The organism is Microbacterium sp. APC 3901, from assembly GCF_030407765.1.
Taxonomy (GTDB): Bacteria; Actinomycetota; Actinomycetes; order Actinomycetales; family Microbacteriaceae; genus Microbacterium.
Genome location: NZ_JASDCU010000003.1, coordinates 247,823 through 267,880, shown reverse-complemented (window position 1 = coordinate 267,880; position 20,058 = coordinate 247,823). Strand labels below are relative to the sequence as shown.

The 20,058-nt window shown below is 66.5% G+C and carries 17 protein-coding genes; 8 read left to right on the top strand and 9 right to left on the bottom strand.

Translation table 11 applies throughout. From position 1 onward, the window contains the following. Positions 1-128: 128 nt before the first annotated feature. Entirely contained in the window at positions 129-1,889 is a 1,761-nt protein-coding gene (locus QMA07_RS04380; protein WP_290160238.1) for a DUF4012 domain-containing protein, read from the bottom strand. Between the two features lie 110 nt (positions 1,890-1,999). On the opposite strand from QMA07_RS04380, the gene QMA07_RS04375 reads away from it, so the two are divergent. Continuing rightward, a complete protein-coding gene (locus QMA07_RS04375) occupies positions 2,000-3,073 on the top strand; it encodes a glycosyltransferase (RefSeq protein WP_290160237.1) in 1,074 nt (357 codons plus the stop codon). A 35-nt stretch (positions 3,074-3,108) separates the two neighbouring features. Here the strand turns inward: QMA07_RS04375 and QMA07_RS04370 are convergent, their stop codons facing one another. Together QMA07_RS04370 and QMA07_RS04365 are read right to left on the bottom strand one after the other, a co-directional pair. Continuing rightward, positions 3,109-3,852, bottom strand: coding sequence for an ABC transporter ATP-binding protein (locus QMA07_RS04370; protein ID WP_290160236.1), 744 nt, complete (start codon positions 3,850-3,852; stop codon positions 3,109-3,111). Then, positions 3,836-4,669, bottom strand: a complete 834-nt coding sequence (locus QMA07_RS04365; protein WP_290160235.1) for an ABC transporter permease — start codon at positions 4,667-4,669, stop codon at positions 3,836-3,838. The genes QMA07_RS04370 and QMA07_RS04365 overlap by 17 nt, the downstream gene beginning before the upstream one ends. Positions 4,670-4,899: 230 nt before the next feature. Between QMA07_RS04365 and QMA07_RS04360 the strand changes: the two genes are divergently transcribed. Genes QMA07_RS04360 through QMA07_RS04335 form a run of 6 tightly spaced genes read left to right on the top strand, consistent with a single transcriptional unit; the run spans position 4,900 to position 12,588 of the window. Beyond that, positions 4,900-6,585: a glycosyltransferase gene (locus tag QMA07_RS04360; protein ID WP_290160234.1), complete on the top strand. Its 1,686-nt coding sequence runs from the start codon at positions 4,900-4,902 to the stop codon at positions 6,583-6,585. Continuing rightward, the gene (locus QMA07_RS04355; protein ID WP_290160233.1) at positions 6,582-7,481 is read left to right on the top strand and encodes a glycosyltransferase family 2 protein; all 900 of its coding nucleotides are present in this window, start codon (positions 6,582-6,584) and stop codon (positions 7,479-7,481) included. Before QMA07_RS04360 ends, QMA07_RS04355 begins: the two co-directional genes overlap by 4 nt. Beyond that, complete coding sequence (locus tag QMA07_RS04350; protein WP_290160232.1) at positions 7,478-9,403, top strand: DUF6541 family protein; 1,926 nt, start codon at positions 7,478-7,480, stop codon at positions 9,401-9,403. Before QMA07_RS04355 ends, QMA07_RS04350 begins: the two co-directional genes overlap by 4 nt. A 4-nt stretch (positions 9,404-9,407) precedes the next feature. Further along, positions 9,408-10,298 carry a glycosyltransferase gene (locus QMA07_RS04345; RefSeq protein ID WP_290160231.1) on the top strand — a complete coding sequence of 297 codons (891 nt, stop codon included), beginning with the start codon at positions 9,408-9,410 and terminating at the stop codon, positions 10,296-10,298. Positions 10,299-10,351: 53 nt separating this feature from the next. Then, positions 10,352-11,488 (top strand): NAD-dependent epimerase/dehydratase family protein, encoded by a 1,137-nt coding sequence (locus QMA07_RS04340; RefSeq protein WP_290160230.1) that lies wholly within the window; start codon positions 10,352-10,354, stop codon positions 11,486-11,488. Beyond that, positions 11,485-12,588: an acyltransferase gene (locus tag QMA07_RS04335; protein WP_290160229.1), complete on the top strand. Its 1,104-nt coding sequence runs from the start codon at positions 11,485-11,487 to the stop codon at positions 12,586-12,588. The genes QMA07_RS04340 and QMA07_RS04335 overlap by 4 nt, the downstream gene beginning before the upstream one ends. Positions 12,589-12,650: 62 nt before the next feature. On the opposite strand, the gene QMA07_RS04330 is transcribed toward QMA07_RS04335, so the two are convergent. Both QMA07_RS04330 and QMA07_RS04325 read right to left on the bottom strand, forming a co-directional pair. Beyond that, a complete protein-coding gene (locus tag QMA07_RS04330; protein ID WP_290160228.1) occupies positions 12,651-13,409 on the bottom strand; it encodes a glycosyltransferase in 759 nt (252 codons plus the stop codon). Further along, positions 13,409-14,710 (bottom strand): hypothetical protein, encoded by a 1,302-nt coding sequence (locus QMA07_RS04325; protein ID WP_290160227.1) that lies wholly within the window; start codon positions 14,708-14,710, stop codon positions 13,409-13,411. The genes QMA07_RS04330 and QMA07_RS04325 overlap by 1 nt, the downstream gene beginning before the upstream one ends. Before the next feature lie 188 nt (positions 14,711-14,898). Here QMA07_RS04325 and QMA07_RS04320 point away from each other — a divergent pair, with 188 nt between their 5' ends. Then, complete coding sequence (locus tag QMA07_RS04320; protein ID WP_290160226.1) at positions 14,899-15,918, top strand: glycosyltransferase; 1,020 nt, start codon at positions 14,899-14,901, stop codon at positions 15,916-15,918. Here QMA07_RS04320 and QMA07_RS04315 read toward each other — a convergent pair. The 4 genes from QMA07_RS04315 to QMA07_RS04300 are packed head-to-tail and all read right to left on the bottom strand — an operon-like array spanning position 15,896 to position 20,037. Further along, entirely contained in the window at positions 15,896-16,798 is a 903-nt protein-coding gene (locus QMA07_RS04315; protein ID WP_290160225.1) for a glycosyltransferase, read from the bottom strand. The genes QMA07_RS04320 and QMA07_RS04315 overlap by 23 nt on opposite strands. Continuing rightward, positions 16,791-17,183, bottom strand: coding sequence for a DUF2304 domain-containing protein (locus QMA07_RS04310; protein ID WP_290160224.1), 393 nt, complete (start codon positions 17,181-17,183; stop codon positions 16,791-16,793). Before QMA07_RS04310 ends, QMA07_RS04315 begins: the two co-directional genes overlap by 8 nt. After that, a complete protein-coding gene (locus QMA07_RS04305) occupies positions 17,180-17,902 on the bottom strand; it encodes a glycosyltransferase family 2 protein (RefSeq protein ID WP_290160223.1) in 723 nt (240 codons plus the stop codon). The genes QMA07_RS04310 and QMA07_RS04305 overlap by 4 nt, the downstream gene beginning before the upstream one ends. Positions 17,903-17,949: 47 nt before the next feature. Beyond that, a complete protein-coding gene (locus QMA07_RS04300; protein ID WP_290160222.1) occupies positions 17,950-20,037 on the bottom strand; it encodes a hypothetical protein in 2,088 nt (695 codons plus the stop codon). Between the last annotated feature and the right edge of the window lie 21 nt (positions 20,038-20,058).

Below are 20,058 nucleotides of genomic sequence, written 5' to 3'. Positions count from 1 at the left end.
TACACGCGGAATCGCCTTCGGATACACCCCTGCATCCGACTGCGTGAGTTCTTCCTGTCCCCACGACAGAATTGCAGAACTCAGATATTCCCCAGTGGGAATGACACTACATCATCGAATCGGGAAAGTCACGATGCGCAGCGGAGTTCTTCTCGGGATGTCTCCGGCGTCGTCACCATAGGCGTGTGATCGACCACTGTGAGTCGCTCTCCGGCGCCGGTTCCCTGGAATTCCACGGTGATCTTCGACGATTCTCCCGGGGCCAGGAGCACCTCGTGCTGAACCGCCGACCGGGAGCCGAGCAGAGCCGTCTGCACGCTCATCTCCTCACCGTCGCGGTCGATGTGAGACGGAGTCGCACCTTCCGGGCCGTACACGGTGATGAGGGTGCGGGTCGACCCGGCTGGCACGCCGTAGAACCCGTCCGCGGTCACGTAAGGCGGGAGCGATGTGCTGGCATCCGCCGGTGCGTCGTTCATCCACGTCACCGTCACCTGCGTGGTCGGCTCGCCGTCGCAGGTGCCGATCGAGGTCGTGATGGCAGCGTCGGCATAGAAGTCCATCTTGCCGCCGGTGGTGTCGTTCACCAGCACGCCGATGTGAGTCTGAGCGTCGTCCTCGGGCAGCGCCCCGCCCAGAGTCGACGCCGACAGGATCGCCTCCTCTTCCTCGTGCGCGCTCCAGATGCGGATGCGTCGCTCATCCGCCGACACCGAGAGGGCAGCGACGAGATCCTTCGGATCCGCCCCGGTCAGCGCAGCGGAGAGCAGGGCTCCCGCCGCCTGCGAGAAGATCTCGTCCTGCGCGGCCGGGTCGGGCACCGCGGCGTAGATCTCGGACAGCAGCAGGTCCACCACAGTCTCCTCCGTGGCGGTGAACGGTCCGAATGCGAGCGGTCCTGTGGCTGCGACGAGACTTTCGGTCATCACAGCGTCTACCGCGATGACACCGTCGACCGGCTGCCCGAAGCGGTTCTGCCATCGCGTCGCGATCGCAGGTCCCGCCTCGGTGAAGTCCGGGATGCTCGTCAGGTTCTGCAGGTATCGACCCGGACGATCCTCGAAGAGGGCGACGGTCGACTCACTGAGTGGTATCGGCGTGTCGAGAGGCGGGAAGTCCTGGGTGGATGCCTGCTGCACGAGAGTGATCCTGCCGTTCTCCGCATGAAGAAGCGCGATGGCCCCGATGATGCCTCCCGAGGATCGCAGCTCGGCATTGTTCTGCATCGCGAGCACGTAGTTGCGGGGCCCTTCCGCGCCGAGCATGCTCGGCAGCAGTGCCGACGCTCCGTGCAGCGCTCCGACAACCGTGGCGGCCTGGGTGACAGTCGATCTCATCTCGCGCACGGCATCGGCGAGCGGCGGCAGGGTCGCGTCCGCGTCGATGCCGAGTGCCCGTGTCTCAGCCGAAGTCAGCGTCGCGCTCGCGTCAGCGAGCGAGGGCTCGATCTGCGCGAAAGGCGTCAGATCGATCGCGCCGCCCGAGAGGCCCAGGCTCGCGAGGTCGAGTGCATCAGCTGCCTCCAGGACGGGGAGAAGAGCGTCCGAGGCGACGTCGTCGGCGATCTCGGCGACCTCGCTCACCGCAGAGAAGTTCGGCCCGAGCCACGGCAGGAGGCCGAATCCGAGCCAGATCGGATCGGAGGTCAGGTCGTGAGCCGACTCGGCATGGTGGGCGATGCGTGACGACAGCGACGCTGCTCTGTCGAGGTCGCCCTGTCCGATGGCCTGCTTGAGCTTCGATGACGACGTTGCGACCTCCTGCAGGCTGTTCACGGCCCCGATGCCGCGGATGCCGACCCAGGCGATAGCGAGCACGATGAAGATCACGATCACGCCGATGGTCCACCGCAACCACCGACGACGTACAGGCAGACGTCCGTCACTCACCCCTGCATTCAAGCACGAAGCGACATATCGGGGGTGTGGGGCATTTCCGATCCGCGTCGCGCGCGGTCACGCTCCCAGGTTCTGGGCTGTCGGGCGATTACTGTTGTCGCATGGGTGCTCGGCTGCGTGTGGTTCTGGATCAGCTGACGCATGTCGTGGATGCGGATCACGCATCGGCGGCATCCGACCTCACCGCGGCGCTGATCTCGACAGCCCCCGCCGGGTGCGAGGTCGAAGCGATCGTCCCCTCCGGCGCCGAGGTGCAGATCGCGGGTCTCTCCGATGTGCACCGACTGTCGTTCGCGCGGCGGGAGCTCGCGGCGTCGTGGCAGCTGGGGATCGTACGGGGGGTCGGCGGAGGTCTCATCCACTCGCCCACCCTGATGGCCCCGCTGGTGCGGCATGACCGCCTGCACGACCATGATCAGACCACGGTGACCCTGTGGGATCTGCAGGCGTGGGAAGAGCCTGACTCGCTGTCGAAGACCGCTGTCGCCTGGCAGCGGGCGATGCTGAAGAGGGCCGTCAAGCACGCGGATGCCGTCGTCGTGCCCTCGCACGCGGTCGGTGCGAGATTGGAGGGGATCGCGAAGCTGAGCGGACGGATCCGTGTGATCCCGGGAGCCGCCCCCTGCGACCTCGTCGTGCCGTTCGATGCGACCGCACGACGGGCGTCCCTGTCGCTTCCCGCGGGCTATCTGGTGCTCACCGGGTCCGCCGAGTCGCTCGAACACGGGTTCCGGGCCGCGATCGCCGCAGGCAAGGAAGCCGTCGTGCTCGACGCGCCGGAGGGTTCGGAGCCGAGGCTGGCCGAGGTCGCGGCAGCGGCAGGACTGCCCGAATCGAGGGCGCACATCCGCGGGTCGCTGTCGGTCGCGGACCGGGCCGCGGTACTCGCAGGCGCGTCCGCACTGGTGGCCACCAGCGCGCACGCCGTGTGGCCGTGGCGTGCTGTCGAGGCGATGACCCTCGGAGTGCCGGTGGTCGCCGTCGACAGCGGAGTGCACCACGATGTGATCGCCGACGGGGGAGTGATCACCGAGCCTACGGACATCGCCGAAGCCGTGGTCGATGCCGTCGGTGACGGCGCGCGTCGTCTGAGCGTGCTCGGCGCGGACCGCTCGCGTTCGTTCTCATGGCTCGGCTCGGCCGAGCGCGTGTGGGGACTGCACGCAGATCTGTGAGCTCTGGAAGCCCCGTCCGGGGCGCCCGGGACTGATCAGGAGCGCATGACCTCGACGGCCTCGGCACTGGGGCCGTCGAAGCGCACCTTGCCCTTCTGAAGCAGGATGCCGCGATCGCAGAGGTTCGACACCATGTTGAGATCGTGGCTGACGACGACGAGCGTCTTGCCCTGGTTATGCAGCTCGCGGACGCGAGCGAGGCACTTCTTCTGGAACGGCTCGTCACCGACCGAGAGGATCTCGTCGATCAGCAGCACGTCCATCTCGGTGTGGATCGCCACGGAGAAGGCGAGTCGGAGGAACATGCCGGATGAATAGTGCTTCACCTCGGTGTCGATGAACTGCTCGATCTCGCTGAACGCGACGATCTCGTCGTACCGCGCCTCGGTCTCCTTCTTGCTCATGCCCAGGATCGCGGCATTGAGGAAGATGTTCTCGCGTCCGGACAGATCCGGGTGGAACCCCGCTCCGACCTCGATGAGGCCGGCGACGCGGCCGCGAGTGAGCACGGTGCCGGCATCCGGTTCGAGCACTCCGGAGATCAGTTTCAGCATCGTCGACTTGCCGGATCCGTTGAACCCGAGAAGAGCGACGGATTCGCCCTGCTGGATATCGAACGAGACGCCGTCGAGGGCGTGGAAGTCCGTCGTCAGCGGCTTGCGGCGGATCGCAGCGAGCGCCGTCTCTTTGATCGAATGCGTGTGCCGGAGCTTGAAGGTCTTGTGGACGTCGTCGATGATGATCCGCGGGAGAGGCTGCGCATCAGAGATCTTGGGCAAAGCGGCCCTCCAGTCGGCGGAAGACGAGCTGGCCGATGACCAGCGCGATGAGTGACGTCACGAGTGCGATGAGCCCGTACATCCATACGTCGGGGATCGGGGAGGCATCGGGTCCGAGCGGGAACCAGACTCCGTAGTGGAACAGCTCGACGGCCGCGGTGATCGGATTCAGTCGGTAGAGGACGAAGAGCCACTCGGGCACGACCCTGGCGACCTGGGTCCACTCGTACATCACGGGGGAGGCCCAGATGGCGACCATCACGATGATCTCCACGAAGCTCTGCGCGTCGCGGAACGTGACGTTGATCGAGCCGAAGAAGAGGCCGAGGCCGCTGGCCAGAACGGCGATGATCACGAGAGCCAGGAGGATCGCACCCAGGGAGGCGAAAGTGGGAGCCCAGCCGAAGAACAGCGAGATCGCGATGACGACGATGATCTGCGGCACCGTGTTCACGGCGGCGATCATCATGCTCGCGATCGGGAACATCTCGCGGGGCAGGTAGATCTTCTTGATGAGCGCCGCATTGTCGACCAGCGATCGAGTGCCGTTCGAGAACGCCTCATTGAAGAAGGTCACGACGGTGATGCCGGAGAGCAGATAGATCGGGAAGAAGTCGACCCGGTCGTTCAGGCCGAGGAAGACGCCGATCGCGACGAAGAAGACGACGAACTGCACGAGCGGCTTCACGTACGACCAGAGCCACCCGAAGATGGAGCCACGGTAGCGGATCTGCACTTCCTTGCGCACGATGAGCGAGAGCAGATGCCTTTGCCGGAAGACCTCGAGGAGTCCTCGATTCGCGCCAGGAGTCGTCATTCTCTGGTCGTCGGCTGTGCGAGCCTGTTGCACCGCGATTCCACCTTCCGACGCGCCGACGGTCTCGGGCGCACCGTCAGCAATCATACGATCCCCGGCGCATCGTCCCTGGCAGATCGGTGGGGAAGCCGCGAACGCGAGGCACAGGCTCGTTCCAGGGTCGGGCGCACCGTCGCTGGTAGGCTCGCGGTGGTCTCGTGCGTCCGTCGATCCGAAAGCAAACTGTATCCGTGACACCTCTTCAAGCCCTCGATCAGCCTGCACTCTTCCGATTCGAGGACCCGCAGACGGGCGCGGATCTGTCGGAGCGCGAACGACGCCTTCTCGTCGGGGCTCTGAACTTCCATGCGCTGATGGCGCCCGAGCGCACCCTGCGGATCCATCGCTACGACGGCTCGACCGAGACGACCCCTCGACTCACCGACGACAGCACGTTCGACGGACTCTCGAGGAACAACCGCCACCGCGTCGAGAGCTTCGACATCGTCAGCTCCGTCTCCGCCGAGGAGCGGGACCCCGAGCACACCGAAGCGGCCTCGAACCGACTCGTGGCGTCGCCCACCAGACATGTGCACGTCTCATCCGACGATGTTCTCGACTCCGACCCGTACCGCCCGCAGCGACCTGGGCTTGTGGGCCGGATCGCACGGAGCGTCAAGTCGCGCGCTCCGCTCCTCTACGACGATGCCCGTGATCTCTCGCTGCTCAGATTCCGACGCAGGCTCACGACGGCCATCGAGCCTCGCGACTACGAAGCGGAGTTCCGCCGCGGAGGCGCCCACGAGGGCGAAGTGATCGTGCCGGCAGGTCCCGTCCTCGAAGGAGCGCAGAAGGCCGTGATCATCGGCCTCCACTGGTTCGAGCTCGGCGGCGCTGAGCTCTGGGCCTTCGAGACGGTGCGTCTGGTGCGTGAAGCGGGTCTGCTCCCCATCGTGCTGACGAACCGTGACTCGCACCAGCCGTGGGTCACTCGTCCCGAGCTCGACGGGGCTCTGCTGATCCCGTTCTCGGAGCCCACCGTGGATTCTCAGACGGCCGGCGTGGAACCGCTGCTCCGCGCGCTGCTGCGCACCTTCGACGTGCGCGGTGTCGTCATCCACCACAATCAGTGGCTCTACGATCGGGTGGCGTGGATCGCCGCGTCGCGTCCCGGCATCCCCATCATCGACAGCACTCACATCGTCGAGTACACCGGTGGTGGCTATCCGATGAGCAGCGCGATCGCATCGAGATCGATCACCACGCACCACGTGATCTCGCCGAGCCTCGCCCGCTGGATGACGGACGTGCAGCGCATCCCCGCTGACCGTGTCGTCATGGCACCGCTCGGCGGACTCACCGTGAAGCCGAAGGATGCCGTGTTCCGTCCGCGGACGGCGGGTGAGCAGTTCACCGTCGCGTTCATCGGTCGGATGGCGCGACAGAAGGCGCCGGAGGTCTTCATCACGATGGCGCGACGGCTGAAGCGGCAGGGGTACTCGCTGCGTTTCATCCTGCACGGTGGCGGCGAGCTGTCGAGCTGGGTCGATGACATCATCGAGGCCGAGGGGCTGACAGCCGACATCGTCCGGCGAGCCTCGAACACACCTGTCGCTGCGACGCTCGATGAGGCGCATGTCCTCGTCGTGTCATCTCACAACGAGGGCCTCACGCTCACGACTCTCGAGGCGATCGCGCACGGAGTGCCGGTGATCTCGACGGACGTGGGTGCCCAGGGCGACATCATCCCGGAGTCAGCGCTCGTCCCTCGATATGCGCGCCTCGCCGCACGCAGACTCGCGGAGGCGGTGGCCCCGCTCGTCAACGACGAGGACGCGAGAGAAGCGCTGTGGCGCAAGGAGCGCAAGGCTGAGAAGAAGCTGCTGTCCCAGCAGTCCGCGAGTTCATGGTTCAAGGAAGAGGTGGGCTCGTGGTGAGTGTCGCTGGAGTGGTCGTCACGTTCAATCGGCTCGAGAAGCTGAAGACCGTGATCGCATCGATCGAGGCGCAGACGCACCCGGTCGAGACGCTGTTCGTCATCGACAACGCCTCGACCGACGGCACGGCGGAGTACCTGGCCGCGCTCGAGACGTCGGTTCCCCTCGAAGTCGTGAGCATGTCGACCAACTCCGGGGGAGCGGGCGGGTTCTCGGAGGGGATGCTGCGAGGTTACGCGTCCGGCGCAGACCATGTGTGGATCATGGACGACGACTGCTACCCGAAGCCGGAGGCTCTCGCGAGCCTCATCGCCGGTTTCGACGGGGCGGTCCAGGAGCTCGGCGGCGACGTGCCCTTCGCCTGCTCCGTCGTCGAGTTCACCGACGGCAGCATCTGCGAGATGAACAACCCGGTGACCACGTGGGACTGGGGGCGACTGCTCGTCAAGGGGCAGAAGAACGTCATGGTGACCGCATGCTCGTTCGTGTCCGTGCTGATCCCGCGGTGGGCCATCGCTGAGTACGGACTTCCGTATTCGGAGTACTTCATCTGGTTCGACGACCGCGAATACACGCTTCGCCTCACCGCGCGCTGCCCGGGTGTGCAGGTGCTCGACAGCGTCGTCGTGCATGACATGGGAGACAACCGGGGTGTGAACTTCGCGATGGTCGACCGCAAGAGCCTGTGGAAGTTCTCGTACGGTGTGCGCAACGAGGCCTCCTGGCAGCTGCACCACCGTGGGTTCCTGTACTTCGTCGAGTTCGGTGCGCGACTCTTCGTGAGCCTCCACCGCGGCCGCGTTCCGCTGGATCTGCGTGCGAAGCTGCTCGGCAAGTGGGTGAAGGGCATCACCTTCAATCCGAAGATCCGCTACCCGGAGCAGAGCAAGCGATGAGCTGGCTCTCTGCGCTTCTGCCCTTGATCACGGCGGCCGCGCTGCTCGTAGGCCCGGGGTACCTCATCGCCCGACTGCTCTCGCTGCGTGGACTGTGGGCCTGGGCGTTCGCCGCGCCGGCGTCCGTCACCGTCATCGTCCTCGCTTCTCTGTGGACTCCGCTCGTCGGGATTCGATGGACGCTGCTCCCGGTCGCCGCCACAGCTGCTGCGGTGATGATCGTCGCTGCGGTCATCGGCAGGGCGCTGCGCGGCTCGGAGCCCACGGTGCCCTCCGTGCAGACCCCCCGCGCCACCGTGTGGGCGCTGGTCGCAGCCGGCGTCATCCTCTCGCTGCAGCTGGTCCTGATCGTCGGCGATCCGAACAACATCTCGCAGACTTTCGACAACATCTTCCATCTGAATGCCGTGCGCTACATCATGGACACCGGCTCGGCCTCTCCTCTGACGGTCGGCGGGATGACCAGCCCAGAGGGCGGACTGTGGTTCTATCCTGACGGGTGGCACGCGTTCGTCGCACTGGTCGCCGAGACGACCGGCACGTCTGTCATGATCGCGTCGAACGCCTCCATGATCGCGGTCGCCGCCCTCGTCTGGCCGGCGTCCGTCCTGCTGCTCACGCGCGTCATGGTCGGCGGTCACCCGGTCGTGACGCTGACCGCCGGTGTGCTCGCCGCCATCATCCCCGTGTTCCCTCTCATGCTGATCGACTACGGCGTGCTCTACCCGTACTTCCTCGCGTTGAGCCTCCTTCCGGCCGTCCTGGCGGCCACGATCGAGCTGCTCGGCTTCGCATCCTCCCCGTCGGGGCTCACCAAGGCGACGCTCCTCATCGCTCTGCTGGGAGGGCTGCCCGGCGTCATCATCGCGCACCCCGGCGCTTTCGTCGCGTGGATCGTCCTGGCCATCGTGACCGCGGGGTTCGCCTACGTGAAGTTCGTCCTCGGGGCCCCCGCGCGAGGCCCCCTCATCCGCAACACGGTCTTCTTCGCGCTCGCGCTGTTGCTGGCAGCGGTCGCCTGGACGGTCTTGAAGCCCGCTGCAGAGGCACGCGGTTGGCCGGTGGACCAGACGATCGGGCAGGCGATCGGGCAGGCGATCACACTGTCCCCGACCTACGGAAACGTGAGCTGGGTCGCTGTGTTCCTCCTCGTGATCGGCACGGTGGGCCTCATTCGGCAGCGCAGTCTGTCGGCGGCGCTGCCGATCGCTCTGTATCTCGTCGTCGCGGTTCTCTACGTCGTGTCCAGCGCCATGGTGTGGCCGGAGCTGAGAGACATGCTCACAGGGGCCTGGTACAACAACGCGCCCAGGCTCGCTGCGCTGCTGCCGATGCTCGTGGTGCCGATTGCGGCGCTCGGAGGCCTTCTCCTGTTCGGCTGGATCCGCGGCCTGCTCGCCGCCGAAGGGGCACGGCGCAGAGTCGTCGCGACCGGCATCGCCGCGGTCGGGATCGTGCTCTTCGGCGGGCAGCTCTATGCGAACCAGCAGGCCGTCAGATTCGTGTCCACCGTCTACGCGTACGGCGAAGAGTCTCGGCTCATCTCGATCGACGAGCTCGAGCTGCTGGAACGGTTGCCCGAAGAGACTCCTGAGGATGCGGTGATCGCGGGCAGTGCGTGGACCGGTGCCGGGCTCGCCTACGCCTATGCCGACCGTCGTGTCACGATGCCGCATACGCTGACCAGTCTCACGGAGGATCAGCAGCTCATCCTCGACGAATTGGCTGACGCGGAACCCGGCTCGGAGGTGTGCGACGCGGTAGAACGAACCGGCACGAGCTATGTGCTGGACTTCGGCACCCAGGAGATCCACGGGGCGCGTCACGACTTCGAGGGCCTGCGACGCCTGGCCTCATCCGATGCGGTCACGCTCGTCGACGCCGAGGGCCGGGCGAAACTGTATGAAGTGACGGGATGCTGACACGGTGACTCATGAGATCTTCGTCCCCTTCTGGGGCGAGCCCGCACTCCTGTTCGAGACGGTCGAGTCCGTCCGAGCGCAGAGCGACCCGGATTGGCGGATGGTCGTCATCGACGACTGCTACCCGGACGAGAGCGTCGCCGAGTACTTCGCCACGCTGGGCGACCCGCGCGTCGAGTATTCGAGGAACCCTACGAACCTGGGTATCACCGAGAACTACCGGGAGGCGATCCGTCGGGCCACCAGCGAGTTCGTCACGATCCTCGGGTGCGACGATCTCATGCACCCCGAGTACCTGCGAGTCGTGAGGGCGGCGGCGAAGCGTGTGCCGGGTGTCGACGTCATCCAGCCGGGAGTCATGGTCATCGATGAGAACGGTCGAGAGATCATGCCGCTCGTCGATTCCGTCAAACAGCGGATCCTGGCCCCCAGGACCACAGGAGGGATCGCGGTCCTCACGGGTGCGCAGATGGCCACGAGCCTGATCCGAGGCGATTGGCTGTATTGGCCCTCTCTGACCTTCCGCACCGCGACTCTCAAGCGCATCGACTTCCGTGACGGTCTGCCGATCATCCAGGATCTCGCCCTCCTCATGGACATCGCCTTCGAAGGCGGCTCTCTCGTCTTCGTACCCGAGACCGTGTTCTCGTATCGGCGACACGGCTCGAGCGCATCGCAGAAGACGCTCCTCGACGGGCGGCGTTTCCGGGACGAGCGCACGTACTATCGCGAGGCGTTCGCACTGGCGAGAGCCATCGGCTGGCGCGGGACCGCACGTACGGCCCGAGTCCGGCTCATGTCACGCCTGCACGCGGTCACCGAGCTGCCCGGCGTCATCACGCACGGCGATCGTGCTGGACTACAATCGACGCTGGCGCACATCTTCACCATCTGAGCGCCGAGCTGGCGTGAAGTTCTCGACGGCGATGGATCCCCGGAGGCCCACTGATGCCTGAGCATGTATTGATCACTGGAGGAGCGGGCTTCATCGGCACGCGTCTCGCCGCCCGGTTCGCACAGGACGGTCATGCGGTCACAGTGCTCGACTCGCTCATTCCCCAGGTCCATGGGGATGACCCGCAGCGGACGTCACCTCTGCTGAGATCGCTGCACGGCATCGCGGACGTGATCGAGGGCACCGTGACGTCTACGGACGATCTCCGCCGTGCGCTCGACGGCGCCACGGTCGTGGTGCATCTCGCGGCTGAGACCGGCACGGGGCAGTCGATGTACGAGATCGACCGGTACGTCGAGACCAACGTGGGCGGCACGGCGAAGCTCCTCGATGTGCTCGCGAACGACCACAATTCCGTGCATCGCATCGTCATCGCGTCGTCCAGGTCGATCTACGGCGAGGGCTCGTACCGGACCGCAGACGGACGACTGGTGTACCCCGGTCATCGCGCGGATGCGGATATGGCGGCCGGCGACTTCGACGTCCACCACCCGGGGGAGGAAGCGCTCACGCTCGTACCCACGGACGAAGACGCGAAGCTCCATCCGTCGAGCGTGTACGGGATCACCAAGCAGATGCAGGAATCGCTGGTGATGACGGTGGCTCCGACGATCGGCAAGGACAGCGTCTCGGTCCGGTACCAGAACGTGTACGGGCCCGGCCAGTCGCTCAAGAACCCGTACACGGGCATCCTGTCGATCTTCTCGACCCTGATCCGCCAGGGCAAGGAGATCAATATCTTCGAGGACGGAGAGGAGAGCCGAGACTTCGTGTACATCGACGATGTCGTCGAAGCGACTTTCCTGGCGGCGACCGATCCACGGGCGGCAGGACAGACCTTCAACGTCGGATCCGGGGTCGCCACGACCGTCAACGAGGTCGTCGCCGCGCTCTTCGAGGCTTTCGGCCGCGACGTCCCGACGCGGGTGTCGGGCAACTACCGCCTGGGCGACATCCGACACAATGTCGCGGACACGCGCCGTCTCCAGGAGGTTCTCGGCTTCATTCCCGCGACTGAATTCCGCGACGGGGTGCGCGCGTTCGTCGAATGGGTGCTGTCGGAGCCGATCGAGGCAGACGGCTACGAGCGTTCACTCGATGAGATGAGCAAGAGAAATCTCCTGAAGTGACGCATCCGCTGCTGCGGGCAGAGAAGTTCCCCTATCGGAAAAACAGCCTCAATCTCTTCCGATTGATTCTGGCGTTCCTGGTCCTGTTCGCTCACGCCTTCTATATCGTCGGCCGTTCGGACAGCCCGGGGTTCAACGGCGAGAACCTGGGCGGCTGGGCGGTGATCGGGTTCTTCGTGCTCAGCGGGTTCCTGATCACGCGATCACGATTCCGCTCGGATGCCGGGACCTTTCTCCTGCACCGCATCGCGCGCATCGTCCCGGCGTTCGTGGTCTGCCTGCTCGTGACGGCATTCCTCTTCGCACCGCTGGCTCAGCTGCTGACGAAGGGAACACTCGACGGGTTCCTCACGACGGGACCGACGCCCCTGGAGTACGTGTGGGGAAACCTCTTCCTGCACATCGACCAGTACCAGATCGGCGAGTCGCTCGCGACGGTGCCGTATCCGAACGCATGGAACGGCTCGCTCTGGACGCTGTACTTCGAGTTCCTCTGCTACCTCGTCGTGTGGCTCCTGGGCGGCCTCGCGATCTATCGACGCTCCATCGCCCTCGTCGCATCGCTCTGGCTGGTCTCGGTCGCACTGCGGGCGACCGTCGCGCTGGGCCACACCGGAGGTCTCGACGAGGACTTCTCGCTGTTCGTGCGACTCGTCCCTTACTTCCTGGGCGGCTCGCTGATGTACCTCTTCGTCGAGCGCCGGGGGATCGTTCCGCTGGCGGGCATACTCGCGATACCGGTCGCAGCGGCCCTGATGGTGTTCGTTCCGGTGCTCGGTGGGCCCTTGGCGGCGCCGGTCCTCGGCTACGCGCTGCTCTATCTTTCGACGATCATCCCGCAGCCCTCATGGATCGCGCGCAACGACGTGTCCTACGGCTTCTACATCTACGCCTGGCCCGTCCAGCAGCTGGTGGTCATAGTGGGCGGCGCGCAATGGGGACTCGCTCTCTACATCGTCATCACGACGGCGCTCACGTTCGTGTTGGGATGGATGAGCTGGGTTCTGGTCGAGCGGCACTTCATCCGGCTCGTGCGTGGGCCGAAGGACGGCGTGCGCGAGTCGTCCGATCCCCCCTCATCGGTGCAGGCGCCTGCATAGACCGCCCAGGTGCGTGAGCCCGCTGCGGCCGGCGCGGGGTGGTGCGCGAGCGTCGCGGGCGTCTAGCCGCGATCGGCTCTGGCACGGAGGCGGCGTCCGGCCTCTCGCCACAGGCGCACGAGCAGCAGCCTCGAGCGCAGGGCGGCGGCCAGGCCCCGCGGCCGCGAGGTGGAGGCGTTGCTGTCGTGGACGCGGCGCAGCACCGTCGCCTGGTCGAGATGTGTGAGCGCGCCCGCGCGGTTCGCGGCGGTGGCGATCCATAGATCATGCGATTCGCGGAGGTCTTCGGGGAAGGGCGTGACGAGCGCGAGGATGTCGCGACGAATCGCCATGGCGCATCCGAAGTACGGAGCGTTGCCGGCGAGGATCAGGAGCGCGGTATGCAGCTTCCGAGGCGTCGCGCCGCCGTGGAGGAGCCACGGCCGACCGGTCAGGGGGGAGCGCAGCGGGGCGCGCGAATCGAGCAGCAGCAGATTCGATGCGGCGACGCCGAACTCGGCGGCGGCGTCGGCGAGCGCGTCTCGTCGTCCGGGTACCCAGACGTCGTCCTGATCGCTCAGCAGAAGGACATCTCCATCTGCGAGCGACAGCGCGCGTTCGAAGGACTTCACGTAGCCCAGGTTCTGCGGGTTCCGGTGGACCTCGATGCGGACATCGCGGTAGGTCTCGAGAAGCGCGACGGTGCCGTCGGTGCTCGCGTCGTCCACGACCACCACCTGATCGTCCGGTCGCAGTTCCGCGAGGATCGAATCGAGCTGGTCGCGCAGGTACTCCGCACCGTTGTAGGTAGCCATGCAGACGCTCACAGATGGGTCCTGCATCACGGAGTCTCCTCTTCGGTCTCGGACCGGGCGTCCCTGGTGGTGGTGGCATCGGATCGGGGAGCGAGGCCGACGCGGGTGGCGAGGACGATGCACCCCAGCAGTGTGGCGGTCTCGCTCACCGCGAAGCCGATGGCGACGCCCGTGGTTCCGAGCCACGAACCCAGCGCGACCATCATGGCCACTCCGACGATCGCGGCGAACATGCTGACGGCGAGGACGAAGCCGTCGCGACGCGCGGGGATCAGGATATTGCGGATGAGCGGCGTCGACATCGTCACTGCGATGAAGGCGATTCCGAGGAAGTGGAAGGCCGCGGGGTCACCCTGCTTGTCCGCGCCGAAGAGCAGGCCGCTGAGCAGAGGGCCGCAGATCGCGAGCACGACCCAACCGATCGCCGCGATCACCCCCATGACGGCGAAGGCAGCGAGGTTGCGCGCGCGGCGGCTCCGATGATCGGTGGTCTCCAGCACCCAGCCCTGAAGCGCGTTCCCGGCGGCGGACACCCCGAGGGTTCCGTATCGGTAGATGCGATCGCTCGAGGCGTAGGCGGCGACATCGACGGGCGAGGCGATGAGACCGGAGACGGGGACCGGCGCATTCTGATAGAGGCTGCCGATCGACTCGACGCCCCACGCGGCCTTCATGTCGCCGACGTCGGATCGCAGCCGTGCGAGTCCCGGCCATGTCGGCCACAGACGATGCAGGATGCGTCGATGGAACGCGAGAGTGCCCAGCACAATCGAGAGGCTCAGCAGCACTCCGTACCAGAGCACGTTCTGCGTCACGAGGACGACCCCGATCGCGACGGCGGTGGCCACGCCCCGGGGTACCACCTCGTACCAGAGAGCGATGCGGGGCGAGGAGACGCCGACGGCGTACCAGCTGAGGCCGATGCCGTTCAGAGCTCCTGCGACGGCGAAGGCGGCGGCGACGCCCCAGGATGACGTGGGGGAGATGACCGAGGCCACGATCGCGCTCAGCAGAGACGCGACGACGACGACTGCAGCGCGGATGTAGAAGGAGCGGCCGTACAGGGCGCGACGGTCGTCGTCGGAGCTCGCCATGGCGACGAGCGGCGTGCCGAGTATGTTCCATCCGACGAGTCCGATCGCGCCTGCGAACGTTCCGACGCCGAGCCCGATGTTCAGCGCGGTCCAGTCATCCGTGCTCGACGCACGCGACATGAACGGGAGCGCGATGAGGGGAAGGACGGAGGCGAGGAAGGGCAGCGTCGAGAATCCGATGAGGCGACGCGCGAGTGCATTCGCCGGCGACGGAGTCGGTCGTGCTCCACTCATCGGGCGATGCCGATCGACGGTGCTGCGAACCGGGCAGTCGCCTCGATCGAGCACGGGTGAGGGAAAGCCCGGGACATGAAATCATCCTACGGCCTCGAGGGGGTGGCCACCTGGGAGCACGAGCCGCCCGTCCTCGTTCGGGCATGCGCGTAGACTTGTCGGGACCCGACGAGCTCTTGCGAGGAACGATGGCGCATACGCCTGGCCGTGGAGCGATTGTGCTCGCCGCATACGACCCCCACCCCGAGCTCTTCGCTCGACAGATCCGCTCCCTGCGGTCCCAGACCGTGACCGAGTGGGAGTGCATCATCTCCGTAGACGGCGATGATGCGACGGTGCGGAGGGTTCTCGGCGAGGTCGCCGCCGACGATGATCGGTTCCGCGTGCTCGCGGACGGTGAGCGGCTCGGGTTCTACCTCAACTTCGAGCGGGGGATGCGTGCCGTCTCGGCCGACACGGCCTGGGTCGCGCTGTGCGACCAGGACGACTCCTGGTACCCGGAGAAGCTCGAAGTGCTGCTGCCGCACCTCGAGGACGCCGATCTGGTGTCGGGCCAGGCCCGACTGGTCACCTATCCCGACGAGGTCGTGACGGGACGAACCGAGCGTCGCGATCTCGGACCGATCATGACGCTGCTCAACAACCAGTTCACCGGGTCGCTCTGCGTCCTCCGAGGCGATCTGATCGCGCCGTCGCTGCCGTTCCCGCGCATGTCGACGCGGGCGGCCGCGCACGATCACTGGCTCGCGGCACTCGCAGGTGCACGCAGGGGCACCCGCGTCGTCGACGTCGTGGTCCAGGACTACGTGCAGCACGCGAACAACGTCTTCGGCGACCCGAGTCGTATGAGTGCTGCGACACGTTTCTCCGCGCTGACCACGGCATGGCGCAACGCGCGTGCTTTCACCGAGCGCTACGAGGGCTCTTCCGGCCTCCCCGCCATGCTCAGGATGCTGTTCCGGGTATACGTCGGCTGGCGGCAGCTTCTCGCAGAGACCGTGGTCGAGCGGACCGGCGATCCGACGACTCCTGTCAGCGCCTTCGGAGTGGACCGCCGGTTCTGGCCGACGGTCCGTCTACTCCGCCGAGCGCGGAGGCGTGGCTACGTGCGCGCCCGGTTCGTGCTCGAGTACCTCGCCAGCTGGATCGCCGGCGCCTTCATCGGCGGACGCTCCGCCACGGATCCTACGGCGAAACCGACCAGCTGATGCGGGCCGCCGCCACCTGCGTCTTCGCGGGAGCGCGTCCGCCACGGCCACGGAAACCGTCCGCGGCTCCGCGGAACAGCACGGCCACCATGAGACGTCGCGGTCTCGCGGAGGCCGCGATCAGCGCGAAGTAGGCGAGGTCGATCGCCAGATCGGCGAGCACGCGCAGCGGGGCGGTGCGCAGGTGACGACGAGTGAGGATGAGCCGGTTGCGGATCCGGTAGTAGTACCGGAAGGGCGTGCTCACCATCGTCGAGATCGTCGGGGGGAGCGGTGCGAACGGCCGGAGGCGAGCCGGTCGCCCCAGCTCGTGCTCTATGCGGGTGGGAGCGGCGATGATCCGGAACCCGAGGGCCATCGAGCGCAGCTCGTAGTCGGTGTCGACGAGGTCGATGAAGAGCGCCTCATCGAACGGTCCGACAGAGTCCCAGGCCTCCCGCGGAATCAGCATGCCCGATTGGATGACTCTGCGGGCCACGGGCAGGGCGTCGTCCGATCGCGTCTGCCGAACCTCCGCGAACTGTGCGGGCACCACTCCCGAGACCCGGTGCTCGGCGGAGGACGCCTGCTCCCAGGTCGCGCGCAGCACGCGAAGAGTGTCGGACGACGGCGTCGAATCCTGGTCGAAGGTGACGACCGCGGGGGCGCCGTCCTCGAATGCGACCGTGATGGCCGCGTTCAGCGCTGCGGCGATCCCGTCGTTCGACGGCCTGCGCAGCACACGAGCGCCCAGGCCGAGGAGCGGGGAGAACACGTCGTACGGGTCTCCGCCGCCGTCGTCGACCACGATGATCGGATGCTGAGCGGCGAGACCGCGCACCGTCTCGAGGAGGGAGGGCGTCGGATTGAAGGTGCTGAAGACGAGCGCGAGGTCACTCATCGTCGGTGATCTGACGATTCCTCGCGAGGGCCTTGAGCTCGGCGACATCCGCCTCCAGCCGGCTCTGTGCGAGCCGGGCGATCGCCGTCTCCTCCGCCAGGCGGCGGAGGCGCTCCTCGCTGCGGGTCAGCTCATAGGAGAGATGCAGGGAGGCGGCGAGCAGCAGAGTGATGGCGAGGGTGAAGATCAGATTCGCCGGCAGCTGGAATCCGAGCGCGAGAGTCAGCCACTGGAGCGCCTCCGGGAAGATCCCGAGCAGGAGGACCGCGAGTCCGATCACCAACCAGAGCACCGCGTACTTCTCGCGCAGCTGGCGCTTGAGCAGCATCGCGGTGACCGCTCCAACGATGAGCAGGCCGAGAACGAGGGCGCCGATGGAGATCATGCGCGACCTCGCATCGGACGGCGGACCACGGCGAGCGACATCGCGAAGATCGATCGCGCGAGGTACACGGCCGAGCCGATGAAACCCTGGCTCGGGTTGCCCGACATGCGCGGACGCATGGCGACGGGTACCTGAGTCACTGTGAGGTTCGCGTGAAGCGCAGCGACCAGACTGTCGATGGTGTCGCCGAGGTACTCGGCGGGGTAGTAGGTGACGTACTGGTCGATCGCTCGCCGGTTGGCCGCCCTGAACCCGCTGGTGACGTCTGTGAGCTTCGTGCGCGCGATCCGAGAGATCGCTCCGGCGAGGAACAGCATCGCCCATCTTCTCGGGCCGCTCGCCTGGTAGGTGCCGACTTCAGCGAAGCGCGCGCCGATCGAGATGTCGGCTGAGCTCAGACCCCCGAGGATTCGTGCGATGTCTTCAGGATTGTGCTGACCGTCGGCGTCGACCTGGATCGCGGCGTCGTAGTCGTGACGCTGCGCGTACGCGTAGCCGGTGCGCATGGCTCCGCCCACACCCATGTTGTAGGGCAGGGTGAGCACTTCCGCTCCCGCGTTCCGAGCGACCAGTCCCGTGTCGTCCGTCGATCCGTCGTCGACGACGACGATGTCGGCATCCGGAAGGGTCGCCCTGATCTCCGCCACCGTCGCTCCGACGTTGTTGGCCTCGTTCCACGCGGGCACGATGATCAACAGTCGTTCACTAGCCGCGCCCATGGATCTCATTCTAGAGGCATCGCCCTCCGCGAACCCTGGAGCGGGACTCAAGGGATCGGCGTCCCGAACTGGTAGCTGGCGCGATATGCGGCGGGCAGCGCTTCGACCGTCGGCCAGCGCGGTGCCGCCAGACGGATGAGGGTGGCCGAGGACTGGATGTGGCGCAGGACGCCCTTCTCGACGTAATAGGTCTCGGCGGTGCCGAGCGTCACGAATGTGCCGTCTGCGAGGAGCGGCGCAGCCGATCCGAATCCGCCGCGAGTCTCCGCGGTCCATGAGAGGAAGTACAGGGGTCGGCTTCCGTTCGCCTCGGCCAGTCGCTGCTGGCTGCGCACGTGTCGGAGCTGATTCCCCTGGATCAGGTAGACGGGGTCGGCGCCGGCTGCCTTCACGAACACCGCCTCGGCGATGGTGCGTCCGGTCTTGGGGATGCGAGCGCAGAGGGAGTCGGGGAGAGCGGTCACGGTCGCTCCCGCCGTCGCCTTCTGCAGGCGCGTGAGACCGCCGCCGTCGACGGCGTACTGTGCACCGCCGCACGATAGGAAGGCCGAGAGCTTCGCATTGACGGGCTTGTTCTTCGCGAGGGTTCCGCTGGGCACGACCCCTGCGTCCTTGATGCCCGCGTCACGAGCCAGGCCCCAGGTGGGCAGGTGGATGATCTCCGCGCCGGTACCGGCGACGTAGACGTCGGGAGAGCCGTTCTCGCGGACCGTCATGCCGGCCGGAAGGATCGCGAGACCCACCGGGATCCTGTTCGCGCTGGCGGTGGGGATGGTCGCGACATACGCGCGGTCGGCGGCACTCAGCTGTGCCCAGGCGAACTGGTTCACCACATGCCGTCTGGTGCCGTTCTCCCAGCGGAAGTACCTGTCGTCGTTCTCCGCCTTGAAGTAGGCGCCCACTGGCGTCCCGGTCCGGAACCTGTCGACGAGACCGGGAGGCAGCGAGGTGTACGCGGACATGTTGAAGCCGTAGCGCGTGACGATGTCCGCAGACGTGAAGTGGTGCTTCGAGCCGTTCGTCTCGATGAGATACATGCCGCCGTTCCGGCCGTCGCGGATGAACCGCGTGGCGGTGCCGCCGTTGGGGGTGGCGGCGATGACGGCCGGGCTCACGGTGTCGTACCAGCCGACGACCGCCATGTACGCCGCAAGGTCGGTGCTGTTGGTGACGTGCATCTTCTTCTTGTCAGCGACGAGATAGATCTCATCGGCGTTGCTCGCCTTGATGAGGCGGACCGACGGCACCTGCGTCGATCCGAACCAGTCGGTGAAGAGCTGGTAGAAGTTGCGGTTGCCGTAGCTCGAGCAGGCGTCGCCCTCGCCGTAGCCCGCGGCGAGCGAGGCGCGGTTGGGCTGGTACGGCGTGTAGTAGTAGAGCGCAGAGGTCGCGACGTTCTCGATGTACACCGGCGCGCGGCCGCAGCTGGCGTTGGGGTGGTACAGGACGTTCCACGTCTTGCCCGGTGCATAGTACGTGAACCAGCGTCCCTCGGCGTAGATCTTCATCTGGCGTGCGGCGCCGTACACCTGGTAGAAGAATCCGGCATAGGCAGGATCGCACCCAGCGGTGTCAGGGCATCCCTGCCCCATGGCGATCCGGAAGCGCGCGGCGTCGGGATAGACGTGGGTGACGAGGCTCTGCTCCTTCTCGAGCATCGAGAGGAGGACCTGCGGGTTGATGCCGCAGGACTGCGCGACCTTGTAGATGATCGTCGACGCGTACTCGCTGAGCCCGGCCGTGTACCCGTTGCAGTAGGCGTCGGGTGCCCTGTTCGGAGTGTGCTGCGAGTAGCTCTTCAGGCACGCGTAGTTCGAGCGGCAGACCTTCACCTTGCCCTCGAGGAACGAGTTGATCTGCGCGACGTTCATCGTCGAGCTGTCGAAGAAGACCTCGTCCGAGATGATGTTCCCGGGGCGGAACTTCGAGAGGTCCGCCGCCTTGCGGATCGATGTGTCGACGGGGGTCGCGGCCGCAGTCGACGACGCGATCGCAGTCGCGGCCGTGGTCACGCCGCCGGAGGTCGAGGGGGAGACGGCACTGGCCGGCGTCGCCACGAGCAGGGATGCGGCGAGGACGACAGCCGCTGCACTGGCGAGAAGGCCGAGCAGGTGGGGGGATTTTGAGCCGGTCACCTGCTCATTGTGGCGGAAATG